Raw genomic sequence first — 25,749 nt, 5'->3', positions numbered from 1 at the left:
TTTCCTTCGCTCATGAACCGTGACCCACCCGAGGTGAGCCCGTGACGACAGCTCAGCGCGTCTGGTACGCCGCGTACGGGTCCAACATGCTCGCGCGGCGGTTCGCCTACTACCGCGAGGGCGGCACCCCGCCCGGCACCGACCACACCTATCCGGGGTTCCGTGACCGGTCCGCACCGGCCGCCGTCGCCGCGCTCACCCTGCCGGGGAGCCTGTATTTCGCCTGGCAGAGCCCGGTGTGGACGGGTGGGGTGGGGTTCTATGCCGCGCGCCCGGCGGCCGGTGCGGCGGCGCGCGGATATCTGCTGACCGTCGGTCAGTTCGGTGATCTGCTGGCGCAGGAGATGTATCGAAACCCGGCGACCGACTTCGATCCGGCGCCGGTCCTCGCCGACGGTGCGGTGCGGCTCGGGCCGGGGCGCTACGAGACGGTGGTGCACGCGGGGACGCACGAAGGGATTCCCGTCCTCACCTTCACCTCGCCGTGGGACCCGGAAACTGTTGTCCTGCAACGTCCCTCGGCCCGCTATCTGACGATGATCGGCGCCGGGCTGCGCGAATCACACGGCTGGGATCTGGATCGCGTCGTCGAGTACCTGCGGGTGCGGCCCGGGATCGCCGGGCGATGGAACGAGGCCGACCTGCGCGGCGCGCTGCTCGGGGGCACCGGACTCGAGCCGCCCTAGATTTTGGTCGCGCCGATCGCGGGTACTCCCCGGGTGCGCGACGTCGACCACCGGGAGCACACGCATGGAGTGGTTCACGGCACCGGAGTACTGGCAGGGCAGGCTGATCTTCCAGCGCGGCCTTGCGGTGATCTACGCTCTCGCCTTCCTGGCGGCGGCGCTGCAGTTCCGCGCGCTCCTCGGTGAGCGCGGGATGCTGCCCATCCCGCGGTACCTGGCCCGGACGCCGTTCCGCCGGTCACCCAGCCTGTTCCACCTGCGCTACTCCGACCGGTTCTACGCGGGCATCGCCTGGTTCGGTGCGGTCCTCGCGGTGGCGGTCGCGCTGGGCGTCGCCGATCTCGTGCCGTTGTGGGCGGCCATGGCGTTGTGGCTGCTGCTGTGGGCGCTGTATCTGTCGATTGTCAACGTGGGGCAGGCCTGGTACTCGTTCGGCTGGGAATCGCTGCTGCTCGAGGCGGGATTTCTGGCGATCTTCCTGGGCAACGACACCGTCGCGCCGCCGCTGCTGGTGTTGTTCGCCGCGCGCTGGCTGCTGTTCCGGGTGGAGTTCGGGGCCGGGCTGATCAAGATGCGCGGCGATCGGTGCTGGCGGGACCTGACCTGCCTGTACTACCACCACGAGACCCAGCCGATGCCGGGCCCGCTGAGCTGGTTCTTCCACCATCTGCCCCGGCCACTGCACCGGGTGGAGGTCGCCGCCAATCATGTCGCGCAACTGATCGTGCCGTTCGGGCTGTTCGCGCCGCAGCCGGTGGCGAGCGTCGCGGCGGGCATCATCATCGTCACGCAGTTGTGGCTGGTGCTCTCGGGCAATTTCGCCTGGCTGAACTGGGTGACCCTGCTCCTGGCCACCACCGCCGTCAGCGCGTACCCGGTCCTGCCGGACGCGCCGCCGGTGGCGGAACCGCCCGGATGGTTCCTCGGCGCGGTGGTCGCCTTCGTCGCGATGGTGGTGGTGCTCAGCGTCGGACCGGTACGCAACCTCCTCTCCACCCGGCAGGCGATGAATGCCTCGTTCGACCCGTTGCACCTGGTCAACACCTATGGCGCGTTCGGCAGTATCACCCGGGTCCGCCAGGAGATAGTGCTCGAGGGCACCGACGCCGCCCACCTCACGCCGGACACGGTGTGGTGCGAATACGAGTTCAAGGGCAAGCCGGGCGCTCTCCGGTACCGTCCGCGCCAGTGGGCGCCCTATCACCTGCGGCTGGACTGGTTGATGTGGTTCGCCGCCCTGTCGCCCACCTACGCGCGGTCATGGGCACTGCCGCTGGTGACCCGGCTGCTCGACAACGACCCCGACACCCTGCGCCTGCTTCGGCACTGCCCCTTCCCCGACGCGCCGCCGCGCTACGTGCGCGCCCGGCTGTACGAGTACCACTTCAGTACGCCCGCCGAACTGTTCCGCGAACGGATCTGGTGGCGCCGAACCCTGATCGGCGAGTTCCTGCCCCCACTGAGTCACGAACGCCTCGACCGGCACCGGAAATGAGAAAAGCCCGGCACGATGGCCGGGCTTTTCGTTGAGCGGATGACGAGATTCGAACTCGCGACCCTCACCTTGGCAAGGTGATGCGCTACCACTGCGCCACATCCGCGTGCCTTCCGAAACCGATCCGGCGACCGCCGGTGACTTCGTCGTGCGAGTACGAACTTTAGCGCGAAACTCCCGAACTACGAAATCCGGGCTCACTCCCGACCCTGGGCGGCGGTGAGACCCTGCGTCGGCGGGCGTCGTTAAGCAGGCCACAAGGATGCGGAAAAGGCTGCGGGGGAAGGTTTTTCGCAGGGCGGTCGCGACCGCGGGAATCATGGGAGGAACAGAATGAAGACTCTGGGGATGATCGCGGCGGGCGTTGCCATGACGGCGCTGACCGTGCTGGGGGCCGGCCCGGCGCAGGCCGACTTCACCGACCCGGTGGAGTACACCGACAGTGGGGAGAACGTGGAGGACGAGGGGTTCGGGGAGTACGCGGTCAACCGTTCCGCCCCGAACTCGTGTCTGGTGGTGCAGAACCATACGGGCGGGCAGGTGACGGTTCGGTTGAACTACCCGACCAGCGGCGGAAAGTGGCTGTTCAAACACGATCAGGTCGGTGTGCTGATGCGCAACGGCAAGGTGGTGACCTCGCCGTCCGGGAATTGGAACGTGCGGACGAACCCGCCGATCCGGTTCAGCTGGGTCTACGACGGCAACATGAACTCCCGCCGGGGTTGCAACGGGTCGTGGGTGCTGACGATGAACTGAGCCGAGGGGCCGGTGCGCCGCCACGCACCGGCCCCACCCGGTCAGCTCGGCCCTGACGTGACGCCTGCGACGACGGGGGCGAAGGCGGCACGGTGGTCGGCCGCCCAGGTGGCGTAGCCGCGGGGTGGCCGGCCCAGGGCCTGCTCGATGTGATCGGTGATCGTCTCGTTGTGGCCGTGCCGGACGAAGGACTGACCCACGGCGGCGCCTTCGACGAAGGCAGGCGGCAGACCGGCCGCGGTCATGAAGGCGCGGGCGTCGGCCTCGGCGATGTCGGTCACCTCGATCGGGCGGCCGATGATGCCGGCGAGAACGGCCGCCTGCTCGCGGCCGGTCAGCAGTTCGGGCCCGGTGAGCGTGAGTGTCCGGCCGACGTGCGCCGGGGCTCGCAAAGCCGCGACGGCGACCGCCGCCACATCGCGTGGGTCGACCACGGGCTGGCGGCCCTCGCCCGTGAGATTCGGGACGGGGTGGCCGGCGTGCAGCGGTTCGATCCAGCTGAAGGTATTCGACGCGAAAGTGTTGGGGCGCAGGATCGTCCACTCCAAGCCGGAGTCGCGAACGGCCTGCTCCCCTGGCACATGCCAGGAACCCGGCACTCCCAGACGTGGGTCGCCGGTGCCGACGGCGGACAGCTTCACCACTCGCCGCACACCGGCCGTGCGCGCGGCAGCCACCAGTTCGGCATCGGTGCCGGTGCCGTCCGGGCCGGGGATGCCGACGAGGAACGCGGCCTCGACGCCCGTCATGGCGGGCGCGAACGTGCCCGGGTCGCGGTAGTCGACCCGCACCACCTCCACCCCGGCGGGGAACCCGGCCCGCTCCGGGTCGCGGGTCGCCGCCCGGACGGCGACGCCCTCGGCCGCCAGCTGCCCGACGATATCGCTTCCGATGGTGCCTGTCGCACCGGTGATCAGGATCATGGAACGAGGATGGCCGCCGAGCTGCCTGCGAAGATAGGAGAAATCGGCACGGACATCCCGGCCCGCGCCACCTACAGTCGACCAGGTGGAGTACCTGACCTCGGCGCACATCGAGACGCCCGTGACGACACCGGAATCGTTGCGTCCTTGGCTCACCGAACTCACCAGCACGCCACTGTTCGACGACCTCGCTCAGCCGTTCGCGCATCCACCCGTCGCGACCACCACGGTGGTTCTGCGTACCGAAAAGTCCGGTCGCGGTGGCGCGTTCGTCGTCGGCGCGCAGACGAAGGCGTCCTACTCGAAGCCCGAGGAGCCTGCCGGATGCGTGCGGCTGCGCCTGGAACCGGGCGTGACCCGTCAGCTGCTCGGCGTCACCGCGGGCGAACTCACCGACCGCGTCTTTCGCCTCGACGAATTGCCCGGCCCGCTGGGCGGTTTCGCGTCGGAACTGACGAGCCTGCCCACCACTCGAGCGATAGCGCACCTGGAAGAGCTACTGCCGCACAGCATCGCGGAGTCCGATACCGATCGGGCGCACCGGATCGTGCTGCGCCAGGCGATCTCGGCGCTCACCGCCGACAACGCCCCCACACTCCCCGAACTCACCGCCCGCCTTGCCGTCAGCGAACGGCAGCTGCGCAATCTGTTCACCACGGGAATCGGCCTGTCCCCCAAGCATTTCGCCCGCATTCAACGTCTGCACCGAGTCCTCGCCCACGCGGGCGACATCCCCTGGTCACACCTCGCGGCGAGCACCGGCTACTACGACCAGTCCCACCTCACCGCCGACTTCCGCACCCTCATGGGCGTCCCACCCGCCGCCTACACACGCGGCGAACTACCGACCCCGACGCGTTGCCAGTTGCCGCGCTGAATCGGCCTCGGCGACCATCCACCACACCGCGGCGCGGTCACCACCCCGATCGCCGAATGTCAGTCCTCGGTCTCCTGCGTTTTCTCGGCCTTGCGGGCGAAACGTTCGGCCGCTTCGGCTTCGTCGAGGGCGGTGGCCTCTTCGAGGGAAGGGGCACTGCCACCGAGGCGTTTCGGGACCCAGTAGGCGCCGGGCTCGTGCTCGTAGGATTCTTGCAGGTCGGCGAGCATTTCCTGCATGGTGGAGCGGAGTTGGGCGGTGAGGTCGGCGGCGGGTTCGTAGGGCTGGATGGGGGTGCCGACGGCGATCGAGATGGGGGTGTTGGTGCGGCCGAGGCGCTTGGGGAACCCCTTGGTCCACACGCGCTGGGCGCCCCAGATGGTGATCGGAATGATCGGGACATCGGCTTCCAGCGCCATGCGGGCCGCGCCGGACTTGAATTCCTTGATCTCGAAGCTGCGGCTGATCGTGGCCTCGGGGTACACGCCGACGAGTTCACCGTCGCGCAGGTACTGCACCGCCGATTGGTAGGAGTCGGCGCCCGCGGTGCGGTCGACCGGAATGTGCTTGAGGGTGCGCATGATCGGGCCGGAGATGTTGTTGTCGAACACCTCCTGCTTGGCCATGAACCTGATGTAGCGGCGGGGAGTGCGCACAGGCAGACCCGCGTAGGTGAAGTCCATATAGCCGGTGTGGTTGACCGCCAGCACGGCGCCGCCGGTGGCGGGGATGTTCTCCGCCCCCTTGACGGTGAACTTCAGACCTTCGAGGAAGAACAGGGTTCGGGCCACGCCGATGATCGAGAAGTAGAGGGGTTCCACAAGTACGCAAGCGTAGTCGTAGATCTCCCGGTCGGCAGGGGTGCCGTCGCCGGGGGCCGCCACCGTAGAATCGCGGCGTTCGTCCGCGCAGCGAATCCGCTTCGCGCACACCGATCTACACCCCGGCGAGTCCGCTCGCCCCGACAGTCACTCCCCGCCGTCTTCGCAGGCGGGTGCCACGACCTAGGAATCGAGGAACGTCGTAGTGGAACGCGCCCAGCTTGCCCTGACCCGCCCGCACCGCGCCTACGCGCTGGTCACGGGACTGACCGTCGCCGCGGCCCTGGTCGCCGGGTGCGATTCGGTGTCGGGAATCCCGGGCGATCCGGTCGAGGCGACCACTACCGCGTCGTCCACGGCCGCCGCGGCCCCGGCGACCACCGCGACTCAGGCCATCGCGCCCGGTGAACCGGCACCGAACAGCCCACTGCCCGCCGACGCGCCCCAGGTCGGCGCGGTCGCGGGCCACGCCGACGCCGTCACCGCCGTGCGCCGCTGGGCCGCCGACCTCCAGACCGGCGAGGTGAAGGAACTCCAGGACAACTGCTGGACCATCCCGCCTGCCACCGTCGCCGAGATGTACGCCGACCCCCAGTCGGTACTGGCCGCCCTCGCCGCCCCGGGCACCGCGACCGCCGACACCGTGACCTGGCGTAACCGCAACGTCACCGTCACCGTCGACCGCGAGTCGGTGGCCTCCGGATATGCGTGCGGGCGGGTGTCCGCGGCGGGCGTCGAGCCCGGTTACGACGACGCCGACGCACGCCACACTGTCCGCCGCTACCTCGCCCGCGCCACCGGCAAACCACTCGACGCGGCCGACATCGAAGCAGACCATCCGCTGACCTGCAAGGCCTCACCCGCGAGTTGGGATCCCGAGGGCACCGGCAACCCGGTAGCAGCCCCCTTGGCAGGCGACTCGGGCAAAGTAGGCAATGTCACCTCCTACACCGGCGAGGAGCTACGATCCGAGCAGGTTCGTGGCGACTACCTGGCAGTTCACGTCCCTGTGACCACCTCGCCCGGGGGCACGCGGACGCGCACTTTCACGGTTGTCGCGACCGCGGAGGGCTATTGCATCGGTGACGTAACGATTTAGCCACTACCCTGGTTGGCTGGTACGCCGAAGCAGTCTCCGGGGCCCTGAGGCGGTAGCTCGCCATCGATCCGGCGAATCAGATCCTGGTAGGAGGAAACAGCTCGTGCAGATCACCAGCGTCGGACACGCCGGCTTCCATATCCGAACCGAGGCCGGCACGATCCTGTGCGATCCCTGGGTGAACCCCGCGTACTTCGCGTCGTGGTTCCCGTTCCCGGACAATTCCCAGCTCGACTGGGAGTCCCTCGGCGATGTCGACTACCTGTACGTCTCGCACCTGCACCGCGACCACTTCGACGCCGCCCACCTGGCGAAGTACGTGAACAAGGACGCCACGATCCTGCTGCCCGACTACCCGGTGCTCGACCTGCGCCGTGAGCTCGAGGCGCTGGGTTTCACCAAGTTCTTCGAGACCGAGGACTCGGTCAAGCACACGATCACCGGGCCGAAAGGCTCCGTCGACATCATGATCGTCGCGTTGCGCGCGCCCGCCGACGGCCCGATCGGTGACTCCGGCATTCTCATCTCCGACGGTGAGACCACCTGTTTCAACATGAACGACGCCCGACCGGTGGATATGGACGTCATCCACGACGCGTTCGGCGATATCGACATCCACCTGCTGCAGTACTCGGGCGCGATCTGGTACCCGGCCGTGTACGACATCCCGGCGCGGACCAAGGCCAACTTCGGCAAGCAGAAGCGTCAGCGCGGCATGGATCGGGCGCGCTCCTACATCGAACAGGTCGGCGCGACCTGGGTGGTGCCCTCGGCCGGTCCGCCGGTGTTCCTCGACGCCGAGCTGCGCTACCTCAACGACGATCGCGGCGACGAAGGCAACATCTTCCCCGATCAGATCGTCTTCCTCGATCAGATGAACATTCACGGCAACTCCGGCGGGATCCTGATGATCCCCGGTTCGGTCGCCGATGTGCGCGGCAAAGAGCTCGACCTCGCGCACCCGTTCGACCCGGATCGGATCTACGGCGACAAAGCCGCCTACATCGAGGAGATGGCGCAGCGTTTCGCGCCGGTGCTGGCCGCGGAGAAGGCCTCGTGGGAGACCGGCGAGGGTTCGCTACTCGAGCCGCTGCGTGAGCTCTTCGAACCGATCATGAAGCAGAGCGCGCTGATCAGCGACGGCATCGGCTACCCCGTCGGCCTGGTGATCGGTGACGAGACCGTGGTGCTCGACTTCCCGCACCGCACCGTGCGCGAGCCGCTCGAGAGCGAGGGCCGCTACCGCTACGGCTTCCGGATCGCACCCGAGCTGGTCCGTACTGTGCTGCGCGACAACGAGCCGGACTGGGTGAACACGATCTTCCTGTCCACCCGCTTCCAGGCGTGGCGGATCGGCGGCTACAACGAGTTCCTCTACACCTTCTTCAAGTGCCTCACCGACGAGCGCATCGCCTACGCCGACGGCTGGTTCTCCGAGGCACACGACGACTCCGCCGTCACCGAACTCGACGGCTGGGAAGTCCAGCGCCGCTGCCCCCACCTCAAGGCCGACCTCTCCAAATTCGGTGTGGTGGAAGGCAACAACCTCACCTGCAACCTGCACGGCTGGCAGTGGGACCTGGAATCGGGACGCTGCAAGACCTCCAAGGGCCACGAGCTGCGCTCCCGCAAGCTCTGAACCTGCCGTTCGAGCAGACCTACGCGAGATCGACGGGCTCGGCCACGCGGCGGGCGTATTCGAGGATGCGCAAGGTTTCCACGGCGTCGCGGGGGTCGACGGGGACCGGGGCTCCGTCGAGCAGCGTGGCCGCCATCCCGGCGTAGAAGGCGGGATAGTCGCCGGGAAGGGTGGGGACGGTGCGCAGTTCCTCGCCCGCACCGAAGGTGCCCCACCTGTCGGGTGTGACTGTGCCCCAAGGCTTTCCGTCGTCCGGCCGGCGACCTGCGCGCAGTGCGTCTTCCTGGGGGTCGAGGCCGGAGACGGTGTAGCCGTTGGTGGCGCCGAGGACACGCATTCGCGGACCGAGCTGCGGCGCAACGGCACTCATCCACAATTGCGACCGGGTGCCGTTGGCGTGGGTGAGGGCGATGAAGGCGTCGTCGTCGGCTCCGATGTCCGGGCGGCGGCGGTCGAGTTCGGCGTAGACCTCGGTGACCGGGCCGAACAATGTCAGCGCCTGGTCGACCAGGTGACTGCCCAGATCGAACAGGATGCCCGCGCCGTCCTCGGCATCGCCCACTTCACGCCAACCGCCCTTGGGAACCGGCCGCCACCGCTCGAACCTGGACTCGAACCGCCGGACCTCACCCAGCTCACCGGCCTCCATCAGCGCGCGCACGGTCAGAAAGTCGTTGTCCCAGCGACGATTCTGGAAAACACTCAACGGTAGATCGGCCCGCGCGGCAGCGTCGACCACTTCCTCGGCATCGGTTGCCGTCACCGCGAACGGCTTGTCCACCACCACGGGCAGCCCGGCGGCCAGCGCCTGCAATGCCAGCGGCGCGTGCGAGCGATTCGGCGTGGCGATCACCGCGAGATCGACATCCTCGTCCTCGACGAACATCTCCTGCGCCGACTTCCACACCCGCACCCCCGGATACTCGGCCCGCGCCTGCGCGGCCCGCTCCTCCGATGACGTCACCACCGCGGCCACTCGCATCCGCGGATCGGCGGCGATGAGCGGCGCGTGGAACACCGACCCGGCCAGGCCGTATCCGACTACCGCAACTGCGAGCTGGTCCATGGCTGCCCCTTCGTGCTGGTCTGCGGAATCGCAGTGTTCACCGTAGCCGGGCCGGGCTCAGCGCTCGGGCAGATTCCCGACCGCCTGTCGCAGGAGGGATGAGGCGATCGCGCAATACTCGTCGCGGAATCCCTCGGTTCCATGGACCGAGACCTCGATGGTCTCCTTCCCGGCATCCGGCAGCAGGAAAGCGCGGGAGCAGATGGCCTTCGAACCGCCCTTGCCGAGATGAATCTGGACCCCGTCGACCGTGACGATCTCCAGGTCCTTGCCCGAAGTGCTGGTACTGGTGCTGACAAGCTCCAGGGTGACTCGCACGCGCGCGTCCCACTGGCAGGTGTGCGCGTCGGCGATCGTGGGCTCGGGTGGCAGGACGCCGATCTTCTCGGCGACAGCGTCGCGGTCGAGCAACGCGCACGGTTCCAGCAGGGCAAGCGAGGACTCCCTGCCCTCGGCGCGCGGCGCGGTGGTCAGTGAACGGGCGAGGTTGGCCGCGACGTAGTCGAGACCCGCGCATTCCTTCACCCCGGACGGATTGTTGAGGACGATGACGATGCCGGATTCGTGCTCGGTGTCTGGGCTCGGGATAGCCCGCGTGCAGGCTGCCGCGCTGCCATCGATGATCGGAACCCCTTCCACCACTGTTTTATTGGGTGTCAGGTATTGGTCCTCCTGCCCCAGATGCAGGTAGAAGGCGTAACGGTTGGAACTGGCGGTACACCCCCAGCTCGGGGACGGACTCAGCTCCCAGGTATCCGCGCCCAGTGGTGCCGGCGCGACCGGCACCGAGTCGCCGAGGGCCGAGGCCAGCCAGGGGCAGGCATCGATCTGCCGCAACTGTGCCAGCGTCAGCCCGGTCACCGGCCCCGGTTCAGGTTCCTCGCGTGTCGCGAAGTACGTGATCCCGACGAGCGCCACCAGCAGTGCTGCCAGTCCACCTGCCAGGACGCTCCGGGCCCTCGGACTCGCCGCACCCCAACGAAGACGCCCGGATTCCAGTGCTCGCCTGCCGTATTCGACGCTCGCACGACCCGAGTCGGCCATGGCCACCGAAAAAGGCCGTCCAGGTACGGGTTCCGGTGCGGAGATCGCGGGCAGGGCGGCGAGCAGCGCCGAGATCTCGTGCTGCTGGCGCCCGATGTCATCGATTACGGGGGCGGGCCACGGTGGCGGACCGCCCGGCTGGGCACCGAGATAGTCGAGGATCTGCCCCGGCGTGGGGCGGGCCGCCGGATCCTTGCGCAGGCACGCGGCCAGCATCTCGAACAGCGGCTCCGGCACGCGGCTCAGATCGGGTTCGCGCTGGGCGATGTTGAACAGCGTGTACGGCACCGATGGTGCGGCGAACGGTGCGACGCCGGAGGCGGCGAAAGCGAGGACGGAACCGAGGGAGAACACGTCCGAAGCCGGGGTCAGCTCGTACCCGAGCGATTGCTCCGGTGACAGGAAATCCGGCGTGCCCATGGCCGTCGTTGTGGCGGACCCGGCGGCCGGGGTGATACCGACTTCACCGAGACGGCCACTGTCCCTGGCCAACAGCACCGTGTCGGCACGGATGCGCTGATGCACGAGGCCTGCGGCATGCACGGTCCGCAGCGCAGAGGCGAGGGCGGCGGCGAGGGCACGAACGGCAGGCACAGGCAGTGGCCCGTGCTCGGCTACCGCCGCGTCGAGGCGCACTCCCGGTACGAATGCCGAGGCGACCCAAGGCTTCTCGGCGTCGGCGTCGACATCGATCACCGTGGTGTTGGCGGAGCCGGAGACACGCATCGCGGCAATCGCGCTGTGCCGCATTCTGACTCGGAACTCCGGCTCGTCGAGAAGTTCCGGTAGCGCCTGCCGCACGACGACCAACGAGTCATCGGGGCCGGTAGCGAGCACGGACCGGAAACCGGCCGTGGACTCGAGTGTGCCTAGCACTCGGTAGCGGCCGATGGTGGGTGGATCGCCGGGACCGGGCGGATGGATCGTCATGATGGGGGCAACTTCTCGAGTACGGGTTCGAACAGATCGGAGACGGTCTCGCAGTTACCGTCCGCCTGCGGGGTGTTCGGGTAGTAGGAGGCCCGCAGTTGCTCGGCCTGATCGTCCTTGGTCGGCATCACCATGAAGATGAAAGTGCAGTATGTGGGACCGCTGCCGTCGAGATAGACCGTGCGCTCCCCGATCGCGCGTGTTTGCCGGACCCTTCCGCCTGTGACATTGTCCGGCCGGATGCTCTCGCCGATGTCGACCGCGAAGTAGCCGTTGGCGCCGGTGAACCCGCAACCGTGGGGAGTCGATGAGCGCACGAGGTCGCCCAGCGACGAACGAATTGCCGCGAGGTCGACCAGAGAGCACGGGTCGAGCGGCAGCAGCGAGCCCTGCGGGTAGGTCCGCAGCGGCGGATTGACCGACAGCCGCCGGACCACCGCCGCGAGTGCGCGTTCGGACTCCGGGCACAGGTCGCCCGCGGGCGGAAAGGTGCTCGCACCCATCTTCAGCACCATCGGCAAGCCGCTCTGCGTCACCACCATGCGGTCACAGGAGGCGGACTCCTTGTAGCGTCCGAGCACCGGCATCCAATTGATGGTGCTACCCATCGGCTCTTTGTCATCGCGCACGTCGGCGACACTCTCGCTGGTATCCAGGCTGAAAGACATCGTGCGACCGGCCTGATCGCGATACCCGACAGTGCAGCCGCCGAAGCTGTTCGGGACTACTTCACTTGTCGCCGTGCCCAGTTCACCGAGCACCGACGGATCCAGCAGCGCGCAGATGTCGAGCCGGCGGGATTCGTCGTAGGTCAGCGCCAGCGGCGGATCGTCCATCGCCACCGCGTTGCCCTCGACGCCGACGCCCCAGAACGCGATGGCCGCCAGCACCAGTGCCGATACCGCGGCGGCCGCGGGAACCAACCTCGCCCACTTCGGCTTCGGCGGTTCGGGCGCGATCGACGCTGCGGCAGATGCGGTTCCGTCAGCCCAGCGACCAGCCTCCGCCTGGCATTCGGCGATGCGTCTGCGAATCCGGACCGGCCAGACGGGTTCGGCGTCGATCCGGCTCGCCGCGTCGAGCAACTGCTCGGGGGTCGGTCGCGCCGACGGGTCCTTCGCGAGGCAGGCATCGACCAGCACGCGGATCGGCTCCGGAATTCCGGTGGTGTCCGGGGAGCTGTAGAGCACGTTGTAGAGGACCTGCGGGGTGGAGGCCGCGTCGAACGGGCTCGCGCCGGTGGCCGCCATCGCGAGGACCGCGCCGACGGCGAAGACATCGGAAGCCGGGGTGAGCGGTCGGCATTCGGCCTGCTCGGGTGACATATACGCGGGCGAGCCGATCACCGCGCCGGTGGCGGTGAGGTTGATGTCGTCCTCGAGTGCCCTGGCGATGCCGAAGTCGATCACACGTGGACCGTCGTTGGTGAGCAGGATGTTGCTCGGCTTGAGGTCGCGGTGCACCAGGCCGGTGCGGTGGATCTCGAGCAGTGCCATCGCCAAGCCGGTGGCCAGCAGCTTCAACCCGTTCAGGTTCAGGCGGCCGAACTCACCGATCATGTCCTGCAAGCCGGGGCCCGCGATATATTCCGAAGCCAGCCACGGTGTTTCGGATTCCGCGTCGTGGTCGACCACACCCGCGGTATAGGCCCCGGTGACCTGCTGTGACGCCAGTACCTCCCGCCGGAACCTGGCACGGAACTCCGGATTGCCGGTGAACTGGCGGTGAATCTGCTTCACCGCGACCAACCGGCCGTCCTGGCCTTGGCCGAGCAGCACCTGGCCCATGCCACCCCGGCCGATCACGGCCAGCAGACGATAGCGGCCCAGCTGTTCGGGATCCTGCGAACCCAGCGGTTTCATCGCCGCGCCTCCCGTGTTCACCACGACCCGCTCAGTAGCGCGTGCTGCGCCACCGCCTGCTGCCGAATATCGGTTTCCTGGTTGCTGTACAGGCGAACCACGAACTCGTTGTGGCGCACCAGGCAGGAGAACCGGCGGGCGGTTACCGACCTGTTGTCCGGCCTCGCCGCGCGGTAGCAGGAAATACCCGATAGGCCCGGCGGACCCGTGATCGGTGTGTAATCAGCTGCCAGCGAGCGTTTTTCCTCAGTGTCGAAGTAGGTGTTCGCGGCTTCGCTGTCTCGCGCGCGGTACAGGAACTTGTTGTACGACACCGCGATCGCGTCGATCGAGTTCTGTTCGAACTCACGGAGGTTGACCGACGGATCGTCGCGCAACAGGGCATAGGAGCGAGGCCCGTAAACCATGAAATCCCACTTGTCCGGCCAGTAGTCACCGGTCTTCACCACATGGGTGAGCAACTTGTCGCTGTCGAGTTTCAGCTTCGGCACGTCGGCGGCGGGCGTCGGAACGAAGGCGGCGAGCTCGGCCAGCTGTGCGCGGTAGGTCCGCGTGAGCAGGTCGGTCAACAGTTCGGGACTGGGCTCGACGATCTTGGCGTACAGCCTGATCACCAGGTTCTTCCACACCAGCCAGCTCCCGACCGTCGGCACACCGGGTCGCCAATGTGACAGCGCGGCAGGGTATTCCGGGAGTGGCAGGGGAGCGTTCTCGGTGTTCGCGGTGAAATCCGCGGCCGCCATCGCCTGCGCGGCCGCGTTCGCCTGAACCTCGTCGGGTAGCGACAGGATCGCGATCGACAGCAGCTTGTGTTTCGATTCGTTGTCCGACTGGCCGTTGCTCGCGATCGCGCCGTAGCCGGCCAGCACGTCGAACGGCCCGAGCGCGGTCCGCTGTACGCCGGAGAGCAGATTGTCGACGCCGCGTATCCCGACGATCAGTCCGCCGCCGTCGCCCTCGGTCAGTTCCGGGTCGACGCGGTCGGCGAGCAGTAACCGCTCGCCGATACGCACGGATTCGACCAGCGTTCCGCGCACCGTGTTCGGCGCGTCGTCGTAGTCACCCGCCACCGGTTCGAGGGCGTAATCACCGTGATCGGGTGCGGCGTTGTCACCGCATGCCGCGGTGAGCAGGGTGAGCGACAACAACGCCGCGGACCAGCGCAACCGATTACGCACGTACATTCCCCTCCGACCGCGGCGTCGAACACCGGGCCCCTCCCGAACTCTGCCGTGAAACTATCACCTGCGAGTTCGGCGCCGCTACCGCGCAGGCAACCGGCCGACCGCCTGCTTCACAAGCGGATCGGCGATCGCGCACAGTTGCCCTTGGCGCTGGTTCGGGTTGCTGACAGACACTTCGACATCCTCGCGAAAGGTCTCGCCGACCTTGCGGAACTGATACACCCGGCGGCATTCGTTCGACCCCAGCATGACACTGCCGAGATCCTCGACCAGCACACCGTCGCCGATATCGATCACCTTCTCCTCCATCGAGGTCGCTCGTCGCCGTGGCTGCGACAACGTGATCCGCACGGTGGACTCCCCCGCCCACGCACAGCTGTGCGCGGATTTCGCGACCGCGGGGCCGAGCGCGGGAAACGCCGAATTGTCCACCAGCGCACAGGGATCTACCGACGACAATGACTTCTGGGCCGCGATGTCGGGACGCAGTTCTGCGAGCGAGGCGGTGAGCCTTTCCAGGACGTGATCGGCGAGACGGCATTCGGTGCGCGAGAAGGTGTCGACGATGATTCCCCAGCGCGCGGCCTGCTCGCCGCCCTCGATGGCGAACGCGCAGTCGTCGCCGCGGCGGGCAATCGAGTAGCCGTTGACCACCTGCTTGCCGGAGTCGAAGCCGTCCAGCGCGGCACCGATCTCGACGGCGACACGCGCGCCGCCCGAGTTGCCGTCGCATCCCCAACTCGACGTGGCCTGCCAGCGCCAGGACGAGACATCCGGCGATGCCTTCGCGGCGACCTCGGTGGGCAGCGTCTCTCCGAGAGCCCGCGGCACCCAGGTGCACGCATCGGTGCCACGCAGCTGGTCCAGGCCGGGGAGAGTCGCGGTCGGTATCGCCTGCGGCGTGTCCTGCGGTGTTGTCGTGGATTCGTTGCCGCGCAGGACAACCGCCGTGAGCGCGCCGGCGATCACCACCGCGGCGACCGCGACGATTCCCAGCCGAAACGCGGTCCGGCGCTTCTCGGCGGGCACCGCTACGGGCGGCGGTGCGATCGGCGTGTGCGCCGGAATGATCTGCGTTGCTTCGGGGTCCGAGGTCAGCGCGACCAGCTTCCTCGTCTGCGCGGCGATTTCGGCATGGACCGGCGCGGGCCACGGCTGCGACTGAACGGGCAGGACACCCAGGTAGTCCAGGATCTGAGCGGGTGTAGGTCTTGCCCTCGGGTCCTTGCGCAGACAGCCCGCGATCAGGTCGCGCAGCGGCGCGGGGACCTGGTCGAGTCGCGGCTCGCTGTGGACGATGTTGAACAGGGTGTAGGGAGCGGAGGACGCCGCGAACGGTGCCGTTCCGGTCGCGGCCATGCACAGCAGCGAGCCGAGGGAGAAGACGTCGCTCGCGGAGGTGATCGGTTCGCTGTTCGCCTGTTCCGGTGACATGTACGCGGGCGAGCCGACCACGGCGCCCACTTCGGTGAGCTGCGCACCGGTGCCGACCGCCTGCGCGATGCCGAAGTCGATCACGCGCGGTCCGTCGGCGGCCAGGATCACGTTGGCGGGCTTGAGATCTCGATGCACCAGGCCGGTGCTGTGGATCGAGTGCAGTGCGGAGGCCATGCCGGAGGCCAGCGTGCGCAGCGCCGGAACCGGCAGGGGACCGAGCTCCCGCACCGCTTTGTCCAGAGGCACACCCGCGATGAACACCGAAGCGAGCCACGGTGTTTCGCTCGCGGTGTCGAAGTCGACCACCGCGGCGGTGAACGCTCCCGACACCCGGGCGGAGATGGCGACCTCACGCTCGAACCTGGCCCGGAATTCACGATCGTCGAGTAGATGCGAATGAATCTGTTTGATGGCGACGAATCGGCCGTCGGGCCCCGTCGCCAGCACCACCCGACCCATCCCACCGGCACCGAGCACACCGCGCACCCGATAGCGTCCGATCATCGGCGAGTCACTCGTCGACAGCGGCTCGATCAATTCGGTACTCCCCCAACTCGCTCTCCGCCGCACCGGACGGAACGGCCGAGATCCCAGCCGCAGTTCGCCTGAAACCTAGCATTTCGGCATCCGGCTCAGCGACTGCTCCGGCTCGCCACCACCACCGCGGCCAGCACGATCGCACAGCTCACGACGGTGGTGGGCGACAGTCTTCCGTCGGCGGCGTCGAGCACCATCGCCGCGACCAGCTGGCCCGCCACCGAGGTGAGTCCGAGCAGCAGAACGCCGATCAGGCCGACCGTCACGGCGGCCAGGGCGATGAAGGCGACGCCGATCAGCCCGCCGGTGTAGAGCAAGAGGTCGGTGGGGAACTCGGTGGGCAGGCCCGTGGTGGCGAGGGTGTACAGGTCGAGCAGGAGCAGCGCGGTCAGGCCCACTCCGAAGTTGATCAGGGCGGCGGTGAAGGGGCCTCCGGTGGCGCCGACCCGGCCGTTGACCGCCTGTTGCCAGGCCAGGCCGATGCCCGCGAGGGCGGGCAGGACGATGAGCAGGGCGGGGATGTCCGGGACGCCGGTGGCGACGGTGCCCGGGCCGGAACTGCCACCGGCCGAGAGCACGACCCCGGTGATGCCGAGTGCGGCCGCGACGAGGCGCCACGGGGTGATCGGGGTTCGGCCGTTCGGGGCGAGGCCGAGTCGGTCGACGACGAGGCTGCTCAGGAGTTGGCCCGCGACCACCGCGACAGTGAACGCGGTGACGCCGATCGCGGCGATGGTGAGTCCCTGTGCCGCCACGAAGAACGCGCCGCACAATCCGCCGAGCAACTGCCACGGCGCCAACCTGCGCTCCGACACCGCCGCGCGCACCTCGGTGACACCCGCTCGCAGCGCGGGGCTGACAGCGAAAGCGATCAGCAGAGCGATGAGCCCGGTGCCGAAGCTGATGGTGGCCGCCGCGATCCCGTCGGCCAGCCGCACACCCAGCGCACCGTTGATCCGCCCCTGTACCGCGACCCCCGCCCCGATAGCGAACCCGAACACGAGCCCGACGGTCTTGCGCCGTCCCGCGAAACTCGTCGCTCGCCCAGGACCTCGACGGTTGGCAGTCGGCGTCACGTGATGGGCGTCCTTGGTGCGAGGTGGGCGGGGGAGCTACCCGGGTTCTCCCCCGTGATCAGGGGTTGCGTTCTCAGTCCTACCACGCTCGATGCCCTGGCGCGGGGGCAGCCAGGTAGGCGTCAGTGCGGCGGCGACCAACATCACCGACCCGAGAAGCGCGATAGTCGTGGACATCGCGAGCCACTGCGTCGCGACCGCGACGAACGCGAACACACCCAGCGCGACGATCTCGGAGAGCAACCCGGACACCGAGGTGACGGTGGCCCTGGCCGGGCCCTCGATCGCATCCTGAAGCCGCGCGCCCGCGATGACCTCGGCATTGAAGTCGATGCCGTAGGCGATGCCGATACCGATGAATCCCACCCAGACCAGCGCCGGACCCTGCGCCACCCCGACCGCCAACGCGCCCGCGATGAACAGGATTCCGGCGACGAACAGCGCCAGGGCCAACGTGCGAGACGACACGACCTCGGTACGACCCGCCAGCAGGGAACCGATCAGCGAACCCACGACGGTGACACCGACCAGCAGCGCCGAGGTGCTGGTCGACGCGCCGCCGGACACCGCGAGCAGGCCGAAGTATTCGTCGAAGGCGGTGACGCCGTACAGGAGCGCGCCGAGCAGCACGCCGCGACGCACCCGGCGGACGTGCAGTGCCTCGGAGAGGCCGGTGGTGAGCATGGCGAGATAGCGCGACGAGGTGGAGCCGGGCGAACTCGACCGTGGCGCCACCGCGGGCACCGCTCCCGGTTTGACGTGCGGGCCGACCGGTCCTGGTGCCGGCTCGTCGTCGAGATCGTCGACCGCGGTGGCGGAGATGGCGACGGGCGCGCTGGGCAGAGCCAGCGCGGTCAGCGTGTGCAGAAGGCCGACACCGACGCTGACCCAGCCGACCAGCCCATAACCGCCGAGGGCGAACAACGGTGCGGCGGCGACGATCGCCACGAGCACGGTGCTCTCCTGCGCACCGCGCGTCCACCCCATGATTCGCGCATAGGCGGACGGTTCACCACGCGCGACCAGATCGTCGTAGATCAACGCCTCGAAAGTTCCCGATTCCAGTGCACCCGCCACACCCCAGACGAGGAAGCCGAGCGCGAAACCGGCGAACGACGGCACCAGCATCCAGAGCACGAAACACGCGGCCTGCAACACACAGCTCAGCACGAGCAGACGTCGGCGTGGCACCGTGTCGGCCCACGCACCCGAAGGCACCTCGAGCAGGAACGCGGTCACCGACCAGATCGCCAACAGCAGCGAGATCTGTGCGGTACTCAGCCCGTGATCGGCAAAGAGAACGCCGTAGAGCGCATAGATCGGCAACAGGTCGCGGGTGCCCTTGAACAGGACCGCGCGCACCGTGAGGTCGCGGACACCGGTCGGCTCACGCCTCAACCAGGCCACCGCGTGCCGGAGCGGGGAAGATCAACAGCCGTAGACGAGCATCCGCATGGGTTCCATCGTTCGCGCCACGACCAGCCGGGTCAAGCGATTATCCGAGCGGGATCCAGCCGTTCGCGGCGAGGGAATCGTCGTCCTCGTCGGTGCTGCTCACCAGCGGACGGCCGTCGTTGAGATCGTTGATGAGTTCCGAGACCGGGTGCGAGTCGCTGTAGTGGTAGCCCTGGGCCAGGGCGAACCCGAGTTCGGTGAGGACGGCGGCCTGGTATTCGGTTTCCACGCCCTCGGCGATGACCTGCAGGTCCAGCGATTTACTGAGCGCGGCGATGACGCTCAGCAGCGGCGGAGCCGGGGAATCGGAGCGGATGGCGGCGACGAAGGACTGGTCGACCTTGAGGATGTCGCTGGGGATGGTGGCCAGGCGGCTCAGCGAGGAGTAGCCGGTGCCGAAATCGTCGATGGCGATGCGCACGCCACGGTCGCGCAGGGTGTGCAGATTGGTGATCGCGGTCTGGGATTCGGCGGCGAGTTCGCTCTCGGTCACCTCGAGGACGAGCTGGTCGGCGGGCCAGCCGGTATCGGACAGGATGGTCGCGACCCGCTCGGCGTACGCGGTCTCGGCCAGTTCGAGGCCGGAGACGTTCACATTGAGCGTGAGGTTCAGCGAGGCGAAGCTCTCCTGCAGGCGGGCGGCGTCGGCGCAGGCGCGACGCAGGACCAGCTCGTCCAGATCGGAGATGAGGTCGTATTCCTCGGCGACGCGGATCAAGCCCTCGGTGGTGACCTCGGGTTGCGCGCTCGACGACCAGCGCAGCAGCGCCTCGACGCCGACCGCCTGGCCACCGTCCTCGGTGAGGCTGACGATCGGCTGGTAGTGCACGTCGAGCGCACCGCGGTCGATCGCCTCGCGCAGTTCCACCGCCAGCGGAAGCTGACGCGACGATTCCAGCACCGTGCGGTTGCGGCCGGCCTGCTTGGCCCGGTACAGGCCCACGTCGGCGCGGCTGACCAGCAGCGAACCGGACTCGCCCGGCTGCCAGGAGGTGACACCGGCCGAACAGCCCATGGTCACCGCGGCCCGCAGTTGTTCGGTGAGCAGGATCGCGGCCTGCTCGGTGGTCCCGGGCAACAGTAGCGCGAACACGTCGCCGCCGAAACGGGCCAGCACCTGGCCGGGCGCGAGCAGGTCGAGCCAGGTATCGGCGACCCGCTGCAGGACGGCGTCGCCCGCGCGGTGGCCGAGGTGGTCGTTGATCTTCTGGAATCGGTCGAGGTCGACCAGCACCAGGGCCATGCCCTGACCGCCGCGACCGGCCGCGTCGATCGCCGGGTTGAGCTGCTTCTCGAAACCGCGCCGGTTGAGCAGGCCGGTGAGCACGTCGATATCCGCTTCGGACGCCATCCTGGTGAGGATGCCGACCACCACGCCCGCGCCGAAGGTGACACCGGCCGGGATCAGCCCGGACCACCACGGCAGCCCGCGCGCGGGCAACACCAGCAGACACAGCACCATCGCGAAACCGATGTGCGCGGCGGCCTGGGTCCAGGCGAAGAACAGCGCCGCGTCACAGGCGACGAAGACGAAGAACGAGGCCAGCGTGATGGCGCCGACCAGGTTGGGGAAGTCGTAGACCGCGATCGCGACGAGCACCGCCGCGGTGGCGAGGTAGGCGTGGTGCAGGCGGTGCGGCATCCGCGGGCCCCACGCGAGCAGCGTGAGACCGAGTACCACCGAGATCGCCGCCGCGGTGCCGACCACGGCGCGATTGCCGTCGTCGCCCGGTGCGACGGCAGTGATCATCAGGCCGAGGACACCACCGAGAACGTAGAACGCCCCCGTTGTCCTGGCCATGACTTTTGCCGTCGCCAACGCCGATGCCGCCCGCACCCGGGTTCGGGTATCGCCGCGCGCCCCGATTCCTCGCACGTGCACCAGCCTAGATGTTGATGGGTCAGGGTGTTTGCCACATCCGGCAAATGGGTCGCCAGCAAACACTGAGCATCTTACGGCTTCAGGATATCGGTACCCACGAACGGGACCAGCGCCTCGGGCACCCGCACCGAACCGTCGGCCTGCTGATGGTTCTCCAGGATCGCCACGATCCAGCGTGTGGTGGCCAAGGTGCCGTTCAACGTGGCCGCGACCTGTACTTTCCCGTTCTCGTCCCGGTAGCGGACCGAGAGCCTGCGCGCCTGGAAGGTGGTGCAGTTCGACGTGGAGGTGAGTTCGCGGTAGGTCTGCTGGGTGGGCACCCAAGCCTCGCAGTCGAACTTGCGCGCCGCCGAGCTACCCAGATCGCCGCCCGCCACGTCGATTACCCGGTAGGGCACATCGATCGAGTCCAGCATCTGACGTTCCCACGCCAGCAGCCGCTGGTGCTCGGCTTCGGCCTGGTCAGGGGTGGTGTAGACGAACATCTCCACCTTGTCGAACTGGTGCACCCGAATGATGCCGCGGGTGTCCTTGCCGTAGCTCCCGGCCTCGCGACGGAAGCACGACGACCAACCCGCGTAGCGCTTCGGGCCGGTGCTCAGATCGAGGATCTCCTCCGAGTGGTAGCCGGCCAGCGGCACCTCCGAGGTACCGACGAGATAGAGGTCATCCTCTTCCAGGTGGTAGACCTCGGCCGAGTGCTGACCGAGGAAACCGGTGCCCGCCATGATCTCCGGGCGCACGAGCACCGGCGGGATCATCATGGTGAACCCGTTGGCCACGGCTTTCTGCGCGGCCAGCTGCAGCAGACCCATCTGCAGCAACGCGCCGTAGCCGGTCATGAAGTAGAACCGCGAGCCCGACACCTTGGCGCCGCGTTCCATATCGAACAGGTGCAGCGATTCGCCGAGCTCGAGGTGATCCTTGGGCTCGAAGTCGAACACCGGTGGGGTGCCGATGGTTTCGAGCACGACGTAGTCGTCCTCGCCGCCCGCGGGCGCGCCGTCCTGCACGACGTTGGAGATGGCTCGCTGCGCGGCGTCGAGTTCGGCGTCGGCGGCGTGCTCGGCGAGTTCGGCCTCCTTGACCTTGGCGGACATGTCGGTGGCGGCGGCCAGCAGCGCGGGGCGCTCCTCTTTGCTCGCCTTGCCGATCACCTTGCCCATGGCCTTGTGTTCGGCGCGCAGGTTGTCGGCGGTGGCCACGGCGGCCCGGCGCGCGGCGTCGGCTTCGAGCAGGGCGTCGACGAGCGCGGGGTCCTCACCGCGGGTCCGCTGCGAGGCACGGACGGCTTCCGGGTTCTCGCGCAGGAATCGGAGGTCGATCATGAGAAAACAGCCTAGTTGAAGTGCCAATCGGGCAGCACAGGGGCATAGTTGCGGTGTGAGTACCTCTTTCGACACCGCTGTCATCGATACCGCGCTCGCTGATCTCACCCAAGGGGAAAAGACCTGGGCCGCGACCGACCTGCGTCGCCGCCGCGAACTGCTCGACGAACTGCACGCGCTGACCGCCCGTGATGCCGAGGCCTGGGTCGCCGCCGCCCGCACCATCAAGAAGCTCGACGCCGACAGCCCGCTGCTCGGCGAGGAGTGGATGTCGGGTCCGATGACGATGCTCGCGGGCGCGCAGGCGCTGAGCGAGTCGATGGCCGCGCTCGAGAAGGGCGCGAGCCCGATCGAGGGGGTCGAATTCACCACCGCGCCCGGCGGCCGGGTGGCCGTGCCCGCGCTGCCGCACGGCATCTACGACAAGCTGCTGCTGAGCGGGTTCAGCGCCGATGTGTGGCTGAAGCCGGGCGTCGATGCCGCGACCGCGCGGCGCAAGGCGGGCCTGGCCCAGCGCGATCCCGCGAAGACCAACGGTGTCGGCGCGGTGCTCGGCGCGGGCAACATCATGTCGATCGCCCCGCTGGACACCCTCTACGAGCTCTACGCCAACAACCGCGTGGTCGCGCTCAAGCTCAACCCGATCACCGATCCGCTGCTGCCGGTGTTCCAGGCGATCTTCGCGCCGTTCATCGAGCTCGGCGTGGTGCGCATCCTCACCGGTGGGGCCCCCGAGGGCGGCTACCTGGTGAATCATCCGCTGGTCGCGCACGTGCACATGACCGGCGGCGCGCCGACCCACGACGCGATCGTGTGGGGCCCCGGCGCCGACAAGACCGGCGAGCCCATCCTGGACAAGCCGATCACCAGTGAACTCGGCGGCGTCGCGCCGTGCATCGTGGTACCCGGCGAGTGGTCGGCCGCCGATCTGAAGTTCCAGGCCGAGCACGTGGCCACCCAGCGCCTGCACAACGGCGGCTACAACTGTGTCGCCGCGCAGACCGTGGTGCTCGCCGCGGACTGGCCGCTCAAGGAGCAGTTCCTCACCGAGCTGCGGGCCGCGATCGACAGCGCTCCCGCGCGCACCGCCTACTACCCGGGCAGCGACAACCGCGTGGCGGGCGCGCTGGAGAGCTACCCCGACGCCGCCCGCGCCAACGGCCGCCTCCTGGTCGAGAACCTGCCCGCCGACGACACTCCGCTGCTGCGCACCGAGTACTTCTCGCCGGTGCTCGGCGTGGTCGAACTGCCGGGCACCGGGGCCGATTTCCTCGGCAACGCGGTCGATTTCGCCAATGACGAGCTGATGGGCACCCTGGGCGCCAACATCATCGCCGACCCCGCGACCATCGCCACGCTCGGCGCGAAACTCGACACCGCGATCGAGAATCTGCGCTACGGCACCGTCGCCCTCAACGCCTGGACCGGTCTCGCGTTCCTGACGCCGCGCGCCAGCTGGGGCGCCTACCCCGGCCACACCATCGACGACATCCAGAGCGGCATCGGCGTCGTACACAACGCCTTCCTCCTCGACGATGTCGAACGCACCGTGGTCCGCGGTCCCTTCCGCCCCGCTCCGCGTTCGATTCTGCGCGGTGAATTCGCCCTGACCCCGAAGCCGCCGTGGTTCGTCTCGAACAAGACCGGCACCTCCACCGGCCGCAAGCTGACCGATTTCTACGGCGACGGCAAACTGCGTCGCATACCGGGCATCTTCGTGTCAGCTCTGCGGGGCTGACCCGGCAGACCGCCGCGACAAATACACTCGTCGACGATGTCGAAGAAGCAGAGCAACCCAGCCGAGGGACCCGTCGCGCCCAGTCGTGGCGGCGCCCTGCACCTGTCCGCGACGAAACTGCGCTGGGGGCTGCTGATAGGCGCCCTCGGGGCGATCATCGCGGCCATGGTCACGATGACCGTGACAGGCTTCGACAGCGACAAGGTGGAAGCGCACCAGCCCGGCGCCGAACCGGTGGTGCGCGACAAAGAGTTCAGCAGCGCCGCGCAGGGCGACTGCCTGACCTGGTCCAGACCCGATCGCAGCGACCTCGTGAAGGTGGGCTGCGGCGACAAGCACCTCTTCGAGGTGGCGGGTGTCATCGACCTCAGCGCCTACCCGGGGCGTGAGTTCGCCGAAGGCACCCGTCACCCCGATTCCCTGCGCATGACCGAGCTGCGCGACGAGCACTGCGTGAGCGCCGTCCAGAAATACCTGGGCGGCCGGTTCGACCCGCGCGGCAAGTTCATGGTGAATGTGATGTCGCCGAGCCCGGCCGGTTGGCAGCACGGCGACCGGACGCTGCGCTGCGGTGTCCAGGTCGCGGCCACCGCCACGAGCCCGGCCACCACCGGCAGCCTCGCCGAGAGCGATCAGTCCAAGATCCATGCCACCGGCACCTGCCTCGGCATCAATCAGAACCTGCCCACCGACCCGGTGGAATGCGCCCAGCCGCACTCGGTGGAGATCGTCGGCACCGTCGACCTGGCTACCGCCTTCACCGGCGGACCTCCGTCGGAAGCCGATCAGGACAAGTTCGTCGAGGCCGAGTGCAACCGGCTCTCGGGCGACTACCTCGGTAGCCCCGATGCCATCCGCAACAAGACCCTCACCCTGTTCTTCGACTATCTGGAGCCCGCCAGCTGGCTCGCGGGCAGCCACAAATTGGACTGCTGGCTCGGAAAGGGCGCCGACCGTGAGGGTTTCGCGCCCATCGTCGGCTCCGCCCGCGGCGAGATCCTGATCGACGGACAGGCCCCGGTGCCCCCGCCGAACACCGGACGGTCCACTCCGGCGCCGCTGCCGGGTGCCGCGCCGCTGCCGCCGCAGCCCCAGCCGAGGTGACGTTGTCCGAGCGGATGCCGGAGCGGCGTTTCGAGGAGTTGGTCAGTGATGCCCTCGACCAGATCCCGGCGGAGCTGTCCAGTGCCATAGACAATGTTGTGGTGCTGGTAGAGGCCCGAAACGACGAGGAACCGTCGCTGCTCGGGCTGTACCACGGCATCGCCCTCACCGAGCGCGACAGCTACTACGCCGGATCGTTGCCGGATACGATCACGATCTATCGAGAGGCTATTCTCGACATCTGCAACACCGACGACGAGGTGGTCGAAGAAGTCGCGATCACCGTGATCCATGAAATAGCACACCATTTCGGGATTGACGACGACCGGTTGCATGAGCTGGGATGGGGTTAGCGAAACTGGGTGGGGAATCGATGGAACCGAATGAACCGCTCTCGCGTCCTAGTACTCGTAGGGGGAATTCTCGTGGTTCCCGATAGCCGCCACCAGAAGGAGTCGGGTCATGGTTGGACACGTTCTCGTTGCACCTGAAATCGTCCTCGCCGCATCCGCGGAGCTGGATCTGCTCGCCGAGCGCCTCGCCGTCGCGGCCGGGCTCGCCGGGCCGACCACGCATGTGCTGCCCTCCGGCGCCGAAGAGGTGTCGCTGCTCGCGGCGACCCACTTCAACACCGCGGCAGGCAAGCACGACGGTTCGGTCGCCCAGGCGATCCTCGAGCTGCATCACGCGGCCGCGACCCTGCGCTCGCAGCTGAGCACTCATATCGGGGAAGACGTGGCTCGCGCGGCGACGATCAACGCCGTCCAGGTGTAGTCGCACACCGATCCTGTCGACGATCATTTACTCAGG

General features: G+C 68.2%; 21 protein-coding genes and 1 tRNA gene. 10 read left to right on the top strand and 12 right to left on the bottom strand.

Features of this window, described 5'->3' with window-relative positions:
• Positions 1–41: 41 nt before the first annotated feature.
• Both ACFWFP_RS18965 and ACFWFP_RS18960 read left to right on the top strand, forming a co-directional pair.
• The gene (locus ACFWFP_RS18965; RefSeq protein WP_379296668.1) at positions 42–686 is read left to right on the top strand and encodes a histone deacetylase; all 645 of its coding nucleotides are present in this window, start codon (positions 42–44) and stop codon (positions 684–686) included.
• A 64-nt stretch (positions 687–750) separates the two neighbouring features.
• A complete protein-coding gene (locus ACFWFP_RS18960) occupies positions 751–2,181 on the top strand; it encodes a lipase maturation factor family protein (protein ID WP_379296666.1) in 1,431 nt (476 codons plus the stop codon).
• A gap of 34 nt (positions 2,182–2,215) precedes the next feature.
• On the opposite strand, the gene ACFWFP_RS18955 is transcribed toward ACFWFP_RS18960, so the two are convergent.
• A tRNA-Gly gene (locus ACFWFP_RS18955) sits at positions 2,216–2,287 on the bottom strand.
• 227 nt (positions 2,288–2,514) lie between these two features.
• On the opposite strand from ACFWFP_RS18955, the gene ACFWFP_RS18950 reads away from it, so the two are divergent.
• A complete protein-coding gene (locus tag ACFWFP_RS18950; RefSeq protein WP_379296664.1) occupies positions 2,515–2,937 on the top strand; it encodes a hypothetical protein in 423 nt (140 codons plus the stop codon).
• A gap of 41 nt (positions 2,938–2,978) precedes the next feature.
• Here the strand turns inward: ACFWFP_RS18950 and ACFWFP_RS18945 are convergent, their stop codons facing one another.
• Entirely contained in the window at positions 2,979–3,860 is an 882-nt protein-coding gene (locus ACFWFP_RS18945; RefSeq protein ID WP_379296662.1) for an NAD(P)H-binding protein, read from the bottom strand.
• An 85-nt stretch (positions 3,861–3,945) separates the two neighbouring features.
• On the opposite strand from ACFWFP_RS18945, the gene ACFWFP_RS18940 reads away from it, so the two are divergent.
• Entirely contained in the window at positions 3,946–4,737 is a 792-nt protein-coding gene (locus ACFWFP_RS18940; protein ID WP_379296660.1) for a helix-turn-helix domain-containing protein, read from the top strand.
• A 59-nt stretch (positions 4,738–4,796) separates the two neighbouring features.
• Here the strand turns inward: ACFWFP_RS18940 and ACFWFP_RS18935 are convergent, their stop codons facing one another.
• The gene (locus tag ACFWFP_RS18935) at positions 4,797–5,558 is read right to left on the bottom strand and encodes a lysophospholipid acyltransferase family protein (protein ID WP_379296828.1); all 762 of its coding nucleotides are present in this window, start codon (positions 5,556–5,558) and stop codon (positions 4,797–4,799) included.
• 205 nt (positions 5,559–5,763) lie between these two features.
• Between ACFWFP_RS18935 and ACFWFP_RS18930 the strand changes: the two genes are divergently transcribed.
• Positions 5,764–6,657 carry a hypothetical protein gene (locus ACFWFP_RS18930; protein WP_379296658.1) on the top strand — a complete coding sequence of 298 codons (894 nt, stop codon included), beginning with the start codon at positions 5,764–5,766 and terminating at the stop codon, positions 6,655–6,657.
• Between the two features lie 103 nt (positions 6,658–6,760).
• Positions 6,761–8,296, top strand: coding sequence for a Rieske 2Fe-2S domain-containing protein (locus ACFWFP_RS18925; RefSeq protein ID WP_379296656.1), 1,536 nt, complete (start codon positions 6,761–6,763; stop codon positions 8,294–8,296).
• Positions 8,297–8,315: 19 nt separating this feature from the next.
• Here ACFWFP_RS18925 and ACFWFP_RS18920 read toward each other — a convergent pair whose 3' ends face one another.
• The 9 genes from ACFWFP_RS18920 to serS all read right to left on the bottom strand — a co-directional run bounded on the left by ACFWFP_RS18920 (position 8,316) and on the right by serS (position 22,097).
• Complete coding sequence (locus ACFWFP_RS18920) at positions 8,316–9,362, bottom strand: Gfo/Idh/MocA family oxidoreductase (protein ID WP_379296654.1); 1,047 nt, start codon at positions 9,360–9,362, stop codon at positions 8,316–8,318.
• A gap of 57 nt (positions 9,363–9,419) precedes the next feature.
• Positions 9,420–11,336 (bottom strand): protein kinase, encoded by a 1,917-nt coding sequence (locus ACFWFP_RS18915; protein ID WP_379296652.1) that lies wholly within the window; start codon positions 11,334–11,336, stop codon positions 9,420–9,422.
• Positions 11,333–13,222: a serine/threonine-protein kinase gene (locus ACFWFP_RS18910; RefSeq protein WP_379296650.1), complete on the bottom strand. Its 1,890-nt coding sequence runs from the start codon at positions 13,220–13,222 to the stop codon at positions 11,333–11,335. The genes ACFWFP_RS18915 and ACFWFP_RS18910 overlap by 4 nt, the downstream gene beginning before the upstream one ends.
• Positions 13,216–14,382 carry a hypothetical protein gene (locus ACFWFP_RS18905; RefSeq protein WP_379296648.1) on the bottom strand — a complete coding sequence of 389 codons (1,167 nt, stop codon included), beginning with the start codon at positions 14,380–14,382 and terminating at the stop codon, positions 13,216–13,218. The genes ACFWFP_RS18910 and ACFWFP_RS18905 overlap by 7 nt, the downstream gene beginning before the upstream one ends.
• A gap of 78 nt (positions 14,383–14,460) precedes the next feature.
• Entirely contained in the window at positions 14,461–16,323 is a 1,863-nt protein-coding gene (locus ACFWFP_RS18900; protein WP_379296646.1) for a protein kinase, read from the bottom strand.
• 128 nt (positions 16,324–16,451) lie between these two features.
• Positions 16,452–17,357: a DMT family transporter gene (locus ACFWFP_RS18895; protein ID WP_379296644.1), complete on the bottom strand. Its 906-nt coding sequence runs from the start codon at positions 17,355–17,357 to the stop codon at positions 16,452–16,454.
• A 111-nt stretch (positions 17,358–17,468) separates the two neighbouring features.
• Positions 17,469–18,839 carry an MFS transporter gene (locus ACFWFP_RS18890; RefSeq protein ID WP_379296642.1) on the bottom strand — a complete coding sequence of 457 codons (1,371 nt, stop codon included), beginning with the start codon at positions 18,837–18,839 and terminating at the stop codon, positions 17,469–17,471.
• A gap of 88 nt (positions 18,840–18,927) precedes the next feature.
• Complete coding sequence (locus ACFWFP_RS18885; protein WP_379296640.1) at positions 18,928–20,763, bottom strand: putative bifunctional diguanylate cyclase/phosphodiesterase; 1,836 nt, start codon at positions 20,761–20,763, stop codon at positions 18,928–18,930.
• A gap of 77 nt (positions 20,764–20,840) precedes the next feature.
• Positions 20,841–22,097 (bottom strand): serine--tRNA ligase, encoded by a 1,257-nt coding sequence (gene serS / locus ACFWFP_RS18880; protein ID WP_379296638.1) that lies wholly within the window; start codon positions 22,095–22,097, stop codon positions 20,841–20,843.
• Positions 22,098–22,152: 55 nt separating this feature from the next.
• Here serS and ACFWFP_RS18875 point away from each other — a divergent pair, with 55 nt between their 5' ends.
• From ACFWFP_RS18875 to ACFWFP_RS18860, 4 genes are all read left to right on the top strand, one after another.
• The gene (locus tag ACFWFP_RS18875) at positions 22,153–23,835 is read left to right on the top strand and encodes an aldehyde dehydrogenase family protein (RefSeq protein WP_379296636.1); all 1,683 of its coding nucleotides are present in this window, start codon (positions 22,153–22,155) and stop codon (positions 23,833–23,835) included.
• 36 nt (positions 23,836–23,871) lie between these two features.
• Positions 23,872–24,939, top strand: a complete 1,068-nt coding sequence (locus ACFWFP_RS18870) for a septum formation family protein (protein ID WP_379296634.1) — start codon at positions 23,872–23,874, stop codon at positions 24,937–24,939.
• Between the two features lie 14 nt (positions 24,940–24,953).
• The gene (locus ACFWFP_RS18865) at positions 24,954–25,292 is read left to right on the top strand and encodes a metallopeptidase family protein (RefSeq protein ID WP_379296826.1); all 339 of its coding nucleotides are present in this window, start codon (positions 24,954–24,956) and stop codon (positions 25,290–25,292) included.
• A 109-nt stretch (positions 25,293–25,401) separates the two neighbouring features.
• Positions 25,402–25,713, top strand: a complete 312-nt coding sequence (locus tag ACFWFP_RS18860; RefSeq protein WP_379296633.1) for a PE family protein — start codon at positions 25,402–25,404, stop codon at positions 25,711–25,713.
• Positions 25,714–25,749 lie beyond the last annotated feature (36 nt).

The sequence above is a fragment of the Nocardia sp. NPDC060249 genome (assembly GCF_042728755.1).
GTDB lineage: Bacteria > Actinomycetota > Actinomycetes > Mycobacteriales > Mycobacteriaceae > Nocardia.
The sequence above is the reverse complement of the archived record's forward strand: the minus strand, read 5'-3'. Positions and strand labels throughout refer to the sequence as shown.

Excerpts from the sequence above, each read along its gene's own strand:
- ACFWFP_RS18920 (WP_379296654.1), bottom strand. The coding sequence starts at position 9,362 with ATGGACCAGCTCGCAGTTGCGGTAGTCGGATACGGCCTGGCCGGGTCG.
- ACFWFP_RS18915 (WP_379296652.1), bottom strand. The coding sequence starts at position 11,336 with ATGACGATCCATCCGCCCGGTCCCGGCGATCCACCCACCATCGGCCGC.
- serS (WP_379296638.1), bottom strand. The coding sequence starts at position 22,097 with ATGATCGACCTCCGATTCCTGCGCGAGAACCCGGAAGCCGTCCGTGCC.
- ACFWFP_RS18900 (WP_379296646.1), bottom strand. The coding sequence starts at position 16,323 with ATGATCGGACGCTATCGGGTGCGCGGTGTGCTCGGTGCCGGTGGGATG.
- ACFWFP_RS18905 (WP_379296648.1), bottom strand. The coding sequence starts at position 14,382 with ATGTACGTGCGTAATCGGTTGCGCTGGTCCGCGGCGTTGTTGTCGCTC.
- ACFWFP_RS18860 (WP_379296633.1), top strand. The coding sequence starts at position 25,402 with ATGGTTGGACACGTTCTCGTTGCACCTGAAATCGTCCTCGCCGCATCC.
- ACFWFP_RS18865 (WP_379296826.1), top strand. The coding sequence starts at position 24,954 with ATGCCGGAGCGGCGTTTCGAGGAGTTGGTCAGTGATGCCCTCGACCAG.
- ACFWFP_RS18870 (WP_379296634.1), top strand. The coding sequence starts at position 23,872 with ATGTCGAAGAAGCAGAGCAACCCAGCCGAGGGACCCGTCGCGCCCAGT.
- ACFWFP_RS18945 (WP_379296662.1), bottom strand. The coding sequence starts at position 3,860 with ATGATCCTGATCACCGGTGCGACAGGCACCATCGGAAGCGATATCGTC.
- ACFWFP_RS18960 (WP_379296666.1), top strand. The coding sequence starts at position 751 with ATGGAGTGGTTCACGGCACCGGAGTACTGGCAGGGCAGGCTGATCTTC.
- ACFWFP_RS18950 (WP_379296664.1), top strand. The coding sequence starts at position 2,515 with ATGAAGACTCTGGGGATGATCGCGGCGGGCGTTGCCATGACGGCGCTG.